The following is a 6,174-nucleotide window of genomic DNA, read 5'->3' on the forward strand; positions in this document are numbered from 1 at the left end:
TGTGTCTGCAACCCAACGTGCACGTTCGGCGGTGCCGCTCGACATGCGGTCGTTGGTGCCTACGGTGCCCGGTGTGCCCTGGTGGGGTGCCGTGGCGATCGCAGCCGGAACGACGCTTCTCGGGGTGCTGCTCGACAGCGCACGCGGGAACGAACTGACCTCTGCGTTCACTGTCTTCTACGTGCTCGGCTGCGTCGCGGCCGTGGTGGCGGTGCGCTATCGCGGACTGTTCACGGCCATGGCCCAGCCGCCTCTGCTGCTGCTCCTCGCGGTGCCGATCGGTCAGGAGATCGTTTCCTCCGACAGCACCGGCGGATTGAAGGATCTCGCGCTCAACGTCGCCTATCCGCTGGTGAACCGCTTCCCGGCGATGCTGGTGGCGACGCTCCTGGCACTGGCCATCGGCGGTTTCCGGATCTTCGTGACCCGACAGAACACGGGGGTACGGGCCCGTGCGCCGCGAGAGCGGGCGAAGCCGCGGGCAGCGAAGGCCGCTGCGAAGGACCGCCCGGCTCGCGCCGCAGGCGACCGGCCGACCCGCGCTGCGAACGATCGTCCGACCAGGCGTGCGGGCCGGGGGCGACCGGCGACGGCCACCCCGGCGGATGCACCTCGCACCGCTTCGGGCCGCGGGACGCCGGCCGCGAAGGCGTCGGTCCGGGAGGTCGCCGACACCCGCCCCCGTCGCCGCGTCCGTCCCGAGGCCCCGGCCGCCGAGCAGCCCGCTCCCCGGCGTGCCCGCACTCCCCGACCTGCCGAGCCGGTGCAGCCGGAGGTCCGCGAGCCGCGGCGCCGTCCGGCATCCGACTCGGACACCGGTCGACCGGCGCCCTCCCCCGCACCCACGCAGGGCTACGAGCCACCGCGCGTGCGGTACCGCGACCGCTACGAGGACTGACCCACACGACGAAGACGACCGGTCACCTGCCATTCACGGCGGTGACCGGTCGTCTTCGCTCTACGGACTACAGGTTCAGCGACGCGACGCGCGCAGTTCGCGCGGCAGGGCGAACACCAGGGTCTCGTTGGCGGTCGTCACCGACTGCACGTCGTGGAAACCGCGCTCGTCGAGGAACTGCACGACGCCCTGCACGAGGATCTCGGGGACCGACGCGCCGGAGGTGATGCCGACGGTCTCGACACCCTCGAGCCAGTCCGGATCGATCTCCTTGGCGTAGTCGACCAGATGCGCGGCCCGGGCACCCGCACCGAGAGCGACCTCGACGAGCCGCACGGAGTTCGACGAGTTCCGCGACCCCACGACGATCACCAGATCGCACTCGGGTGCCATCGCCTTCACCGCGACCTGCCGGTTCTGGGTGGCGTAGCAGATGTCGTCGCTCGGCGGATCCTGCAGCTGCGGGAACTTCTGGCGCAGGCGCTGCACGGTCTGCATCGTCTCGTCGACGCTGAGGGTGGTCTGGGACAGCCAGATGACCTTCGACGGATCGCGCACGGTCACCGAATCGACGGCGTCGGGGCCGTCGACGAGCTGCACGTGATCGGGGGCCTCACCAGCGGTGCCCTCGACCTCCTCGTGGCCCTCGTGACCGATGAGCAGGATGTCGAAGTCGTCGCGGGCGAAGCGCTTGGCCTCCTGGTGGACCTTCGTCACCAGCGGGCAGGTCGCGTCGATGGTGCGCAGCTGCCGGGAAGCGGCCGATTCGTGGACCGCGGGCGACACACCGTGCGCCGAGAACACGAGCACAGCGCCCTCGGGCACCTCGTCGGTCTCGTCGACGAACACCACGCCGCGGTCGGCGAGCGTGTCGACGACGTGGCGGTTGTGCACGATCTCCTTGCGGACGTAGATCGGCGCACCGTACTTGTCGAGTGCCTTCTCGACGGTCTCGACGGCGCGGTCGACGCCGGCGCAGTAGCCGCGCGGCTCGGCGAGCAGGACGCGCTTTCCGGAGGTGGAGGGACCGGCGGACCGGGTGATCCCGACTTCGAGAGGAACAGGCGCAGACATACCTCCAGAGTACGGGGCGCGTCGGAGTGGGGCTTCCCAGCTCGCGGCCGACGTGCTCCCCGGCTACCAATCACGCCGATCATCGGGCAGTCTTGGGGCATGATCCGTCCACCGTTCCTGGCACGGGTGGCTGCCGGCGTTGCTGTCACCGCGTACGAAGAGACCCTCAAGCTGCCGAGCACAGCCGTTTCGTTGCCGATGACGACGGTGAGCCAGATCCTGCAGACGACGATGCGAGTGCAGCAGGTCATGACCTCGCTCGCCATCAAGGGCGACCAGTTCTTCGAGATCTTCGGAGCCGAGCCCGGCGAGACCGCACAGTGGGCGACCTTCGACGACGACGGCTCGACCGCCTCGGACGAGGCCGTGACCTCGACGAACAACACCCCGAACGGCGCTCCCGGCCGGTTCGCCCTGTACTCGATCCCGCCGGCGACCGAGGCCGATGCGCCCGTGGCCGAGCAGGCCGCACCGGTGAAGGTCGGCACCGCGACGACGAAGGGCCCCGCGAAGAAGACGGCAGCGAAGAAGACCGCTCCGAAGAAGGCAGCCGACGCCGAGGGCACGAAGATCGGCGAGACCACGGACACGAAGGTCGCCGCCGGCGACCGTTCCGAGATCGTCGAATACCTCGACTACGACTCGCTGACCCTCGCACAGCTGCGTGCCCGTCTGCGCGCACTGTCGGTGGACGAGCTCACAGCGTTGCTCGAATACGAGAATGCTCACGCCGCGCGTACTCCGTTCGTGACGATGCTGTCGAACCGGATCACGAGCGCGCGTAACAAGTGACGGCCGGACAGAACGCGGCACGCCCGAACTCCGCGGAGCAGCCCTGGCCCGTCCGTACCGTGGCGCAGAAGGTCGCCGGGTGGATCGACAAGCTCGGCACCATCTGGGTCGAAGGGCAGATCACGCAGATCAACGCCCGTCCCGGGACGCGGACGGCGTTCCTGACCCTGCGTGACCCGTCGGTGGACATGTCCCTGCAGGTGACCTGCTCACCACAGTTGTTGCAGCAGTCGGGGGTGCCGCTCACCGAGGGCAGCCGCGTGATCATGTTCGGGAAGATGACCTTCTGGCCGGGTCGCGGCAGCCTCGCGCTGCGGGTCACCGAGATCCGGGCGATCGGCATCGGCGAACTTCTCGCGCGTCTCGAGCGGCTGCGCGCGTTGCTCGCAGCCGAGGGCTTGTTCGACCCGCGGCTGAAGCGCCCACTCCCCTTCCTGCCGCGCCGCGTCGGCCTGGTCACCAGCCGGGGCAGCGCGGCCGAGCGCGACGTGCTGTCGGTCGCGCAGCGTCGCTGGCCGGCCGTGCAGTTCGACGTGCGCCACGCGACCGTGCAGGGCCCGACCGCGGTCACGCAGCTCATCGAGGCCCTCGAAGCACTCGACAAGGACCCGGACGTCGACGTGATCGTCCTCGCCCGCGGTGGCGGCAGCGTCGAGGATCTGCTGCCCTTCTCCGACGAGGCGCTGTGCCGTGCCATCGTCGCGTGCACGACCCCCGTGGTCAGCGCAATCGGCCACGAACCCGACAGCCCGCTCTGCGATCACGTCGCCGATCTGCGAGCCGCGACCCCCACCGACGCCGCGAAGCGCGTCGTACCCGATGCGGTTGCCGAACTCGATCTCGTCGACGAACTGAGAGCACGGTCGGCGGCGGCGCTGCGCAACTGGGTCCGGCGCGAGGAACACGTGATCGCACAGTTGCGCGACCGTCCCGTACTGGCCGATCCGTTCCGCGACCTCGACCGCCGGAACGAGGAGATCGAGCGGCTGCAGCACGCGGCACGACGCGACGTCACGCGATTGATCTCGTCGCAGTCGTCGACGCTCGAACACCTGCGGGCACGGTTGGCGACCCTCGGACCCGCGGCGACCCTGGCGCGTGGCTACGCCGTGGTCCAGCGGATCGTGCCGGGCAGCGCCCCCGAAGTGGTACGCACACTCGACGAGATGCCCATCGGCACCCAGCTGCGGGTGCGCGTGGCGGACGGCGCGGCCCGCGCCGCCGTCATGGGACACGAACGACAAGGAAGATCAGGACAGTGACGAACGCGGGAACCGACGACGCCAACGCCGATGTGCGGGAGTTCGGCTACGAGCGAGCTCGGGACGAACTCGTCAACGTCGTGAAGATGCTCGAACAGGGCGGGCTCGACCTCGACGACTCGTTGCAGCTGTGGGAGCGCGGCGAGGCGCTCGCGAAGCGCTGCGAAGAACACCTCGCCGGCGCCCGCGAACGTGTCGAGCAGGCACTCTCCCTCGCGGACGACGAGGACGAAGACGAGTACGAGGACGACGAGGACTGATCTCGAACGATCAGTCCTCGACCCATCCGACCCGGATCAGCGTTCGACCGACCGGACCCGGATCAGGGTTCGAGCGGCTCGGCCCTGCCCGCGGCCGTGGCCAGGGTGGTGAACTCCGCCTCGTCGCCCGACCCACCGATCAGGATGCGCACGTCGCCGAAGTCGGACACCCAGAGTGCTTCGACGCCCTCGCCTCCGTAGACCACCCAGTCGTGGCCCTCGACGGACCGGGTGTCGGTGGCGGTGCGGGCACCTCCGGCGACGAATCGCACCAGTTCGTCCTCACCGGCATCCGATTGGGTGAAGCGCACGTAGCGACCTGCGGGAGTGATGAAACCGACGGTGCTCGAATCGCCGCCCTGGTTACCGGAGACGATGCTGCGGCTGCCGGAGTTGGGTTGCCAGTCCTCGGGCACCTCGGGGTGGCGGATCGGGAATCCGAGTTCCGCCGCGTCGTATTTCAGGCCGGCATCGATGTCGAAGCTCGGCACGGGACCCGCCGTGGGTCCGCCGGGCTTGAACTCGCACTGGCTGGCGATCGCCGCGATGAAGAGGATCAGCACGAGAAGCGGGATCAGCGACCACGCCATATCTCGACCGTCTTGCAGGATGCGAGGTTTCTTGGATGCCACCCGTCCAGTCTGACAGCTACGAAACGGGCAGGTTCAGGCCGGGCGGGTCCGACAGCCCACACCATCGGCCGTGATGAGACAATAGCCACGCGACACACACGGATCGTGCGGGCGCCCTCGGCGCCCGCTCCCTCTGCCGGCGCAACCCGCGTCGACCGAAAAGTCTCCAGGAGGCAGTAGCCCATGACGGCCAGCACCCCACGCCGCGAAGCTCCGGACCGCAACCTCGCGCTCGAACTGGTCCGCGTCACCGAAGCCGCGGCGATGGCGGCCGGCCGGTGGGTCGGACGCGGCGACAAGGAAGGTGGCGACGGCGCCGCGGTCGACGCGATGCGGCACATGGTCAGCTCCGTGTCGATGCAGGGTGTCGTCGTGATCGGTGAGGGCGAGAAGGACGAAGCGCCCATGCTGTACAACGGCGAGGAGGTCGGCAACGGCGACGGCCCGCTGTGCGACGTCGCGGTCGACCCGATCGACGGCACCACCCTCATGTCGAAGGGCGCTCCCGGCGCGATCGCGGTGCTCGCCGTGGCCGAGCGGGGCGCGATGTTCGACCCGTCCGCCGTGTTCTACATGGAGAAGATCGCCGTCGGCCCCGAGGCCGCCGACGTCATCGACATCACCGCCCCGATCGCGGAGAACATCCGTCGCGTCGCGAAGGCGAAGAACATCGCGCACGCCGACCTGACCGTGACGATCCTCGACCGTCCGCGCCACGCGCAGATCATCAAGGAGGTACGCGAGGCGGGTGCCCGCATCCGTCTGATCTCCGACGGCGACGTCGCCGGCGCGATCGCCGCGGCACGTCCGGGTTCGGGTGTCGACATGCTGCTCGGCATCGGCGGTACCCCCGAGGGCATCATCGCCGCGGCCGCGATGCGCTGCATGGGTGGTGCACTGCAGGGTCGCCTGGCACCGAAGGACGACGCCGAGCGCCAGAAGGCGATCGACGCCGGACACGATCTCGACCGCGTCCTCACCACCACCGATCTCGTCACCGGCGAGAACATCTTCTTCTGCGCGACCGGCGTCACCGACGGTGAGTTGCTCCGCGGCGTCCGCTACTCCGCCGGTGGCGCGGAGACGCAGTCGATCGTGATGCGCAGCAAGTCCGGCACGGTCCGCATGATCGAGGCGTACCACCGCCTGCAGAAGCTCAGCGAGTTCTCGTCCATCGACTTCCACGGTGTCGCCGGCTCGCCGCCGCCCATGCCCTGATCGTCACTGCCCTGATCGTCACTGCCCTGATCCGCAGC

7 protein-coding genes are annotated in these 6,174 nt (G+C 69.4%); 5 read left to right on the top strand and 2 right to left on the bottom strand.

Annotation, left to right across the window (positions count from 1 at the left end):
• Position 1 precedes the first annotated feature (1 nt).
• On the top strand, positions 2-898 hold the full coding sequence (locus ACPCXD_RS16820) for a DUF6542 domain-containing protein (RefSeq protein WP_253249915.1): 897 nt from the start codon (positions 2-4) through the stop codon (positions 896-898).
• A 75-nt stretch (positions 899-973) separates the two neighbouring features.
• On the opposite strand, the gene ACPCXD_RS16825 is transcribed toward ACPCXD_RS16820, so the two are convergent.
• A complete protein-coding gene (locus ACPCXD_RS16825; RefSeq protein ID WP_088896604.1) occupies positions 974-1,972 on the bottom strand; it encodes a 4-hydroxy-3-methylbut-2-enyl diphosphate reductase in 999 nt (332 codons plus the stop codon).
• A gap of 99 nt (positions 1,973-2,071) precedes the next feature.
• On the opposite strand from ACPCXD_RS16825, the gene ACPCXD_RS16830 reads away from it, so the two are divergent.
• From ACPCXD_RS16830 to ACPCXD_RS16840, 3 genes are read left to right on the top strand one after another with little or no spacing between them, the layout of a single operon-like run.
• Positions 2,072-2,764: a lipid droplet-associated protein gene (locus ACPCXD_RS16830; protein ID WP_160877129.1), complete on the top strand. Its 693-nt coding sequence runs from the start codon at positions 2,072-2,074 to the stop codon at positions 2,762-2,764.
• The gene (xseA, locus tag ACPCXD_RS16835) at positions 2,761-4,026 is read left to right on the top strand and encodes an exodeoxyribonuclease VII large subunit (RefSeq protein ID WP_016693942.1); all 1,266 of its coding nucleotides are present in this window, start codon (positions 2,761-2,763) and stop codon (positions 4,024-4,026) included. Before ACPCXD_RS16830 ends, xseA begins: the two co-directional genes overlap by 4 nt.
• On the top strand, positions 4,023-4,286 hold the full coding sequence (locus ACPCXD_RS16840; protein ID WP_160877127.1) for an exodeoxyribonuclease VII small subunit: 264 nt from the start codon (positions 4,023-4,025) through the stop codon (positions 4,284-4,286). Before xseA ends, ACPCXD_RS16840 begins: the two co-directional genes overlap by 4 nt.
• A 62-nt stretch (positions 4,287-4,348) precedes the next feature.
• On the opposite strand, the gene ACPCXD_RS16845 is transcribed toward ACPCXD_RS16840, so the two are convergent.
• A complete protein-coding gene (locus ACPCXD_RS16845; RefSeq protein WP_024103281.1) occupies positions 4,349-4,918 on the bottom strand; it encodes a DUF4245 domain-containing protein in 570 nt (189 codons plus the stop codon).
• A gap of 183 nt (positions 4,919-5,101) precedes the next feature.
• On the opposite strand from ACPCXD_RS16845, the gene glpX reads away from it, so the two are divergent.
• Positions 5,102-6,136 (top strand): class II fructose-bisphosphatase, encoded by a 1,035-nt coding sequence (glpX, locus tag ACPCXD_RS16850; protein ID WP_016693944.1) that lies wholly within the window; start codon positions 5,102-5,104, stop codon positions 6,134-6,136.
• The last annotated feature ends 38 nt before the right edge of the window (positions 6,137-6,174 follow it).

It is taken from the genome of Rhodococcus sp. AB351 (assembly GCF_049538275.1).
Taxonomy (GTDB): domain Bacteria; phylum Actinomycetota; class Actinomycetes; order Mycobacteriales; family Mycobacteriaceae; genus Rhodococcus.

What these genes read in the sequence shown, in the direction of transcription:
- ACPCXD_RS16825 (WP_088896604.1), bottom strand. Translation starts at nt 1,972, where the DNA reads ATGTCTGCGCCTGTTCCTCTCGAAGTCGGGATCACCCGGTCCGCCGGT.
- ACPCXD_RS16830 (WP_160877129.1), top strand. Translation starts at nt 2,072, where the DNA reads ATGATCCGTCCACCGTTCCTGGCACGGGTGGCTGCCGGCGTTGCTGTC.
- glpX (WP_016693944.1), top strand. Translation starts at nt 5,102, where the DNA reads ATGACGGCCAGCACCCCACGCCGCGAAGCTCCGGACCGCAACCTCGCG.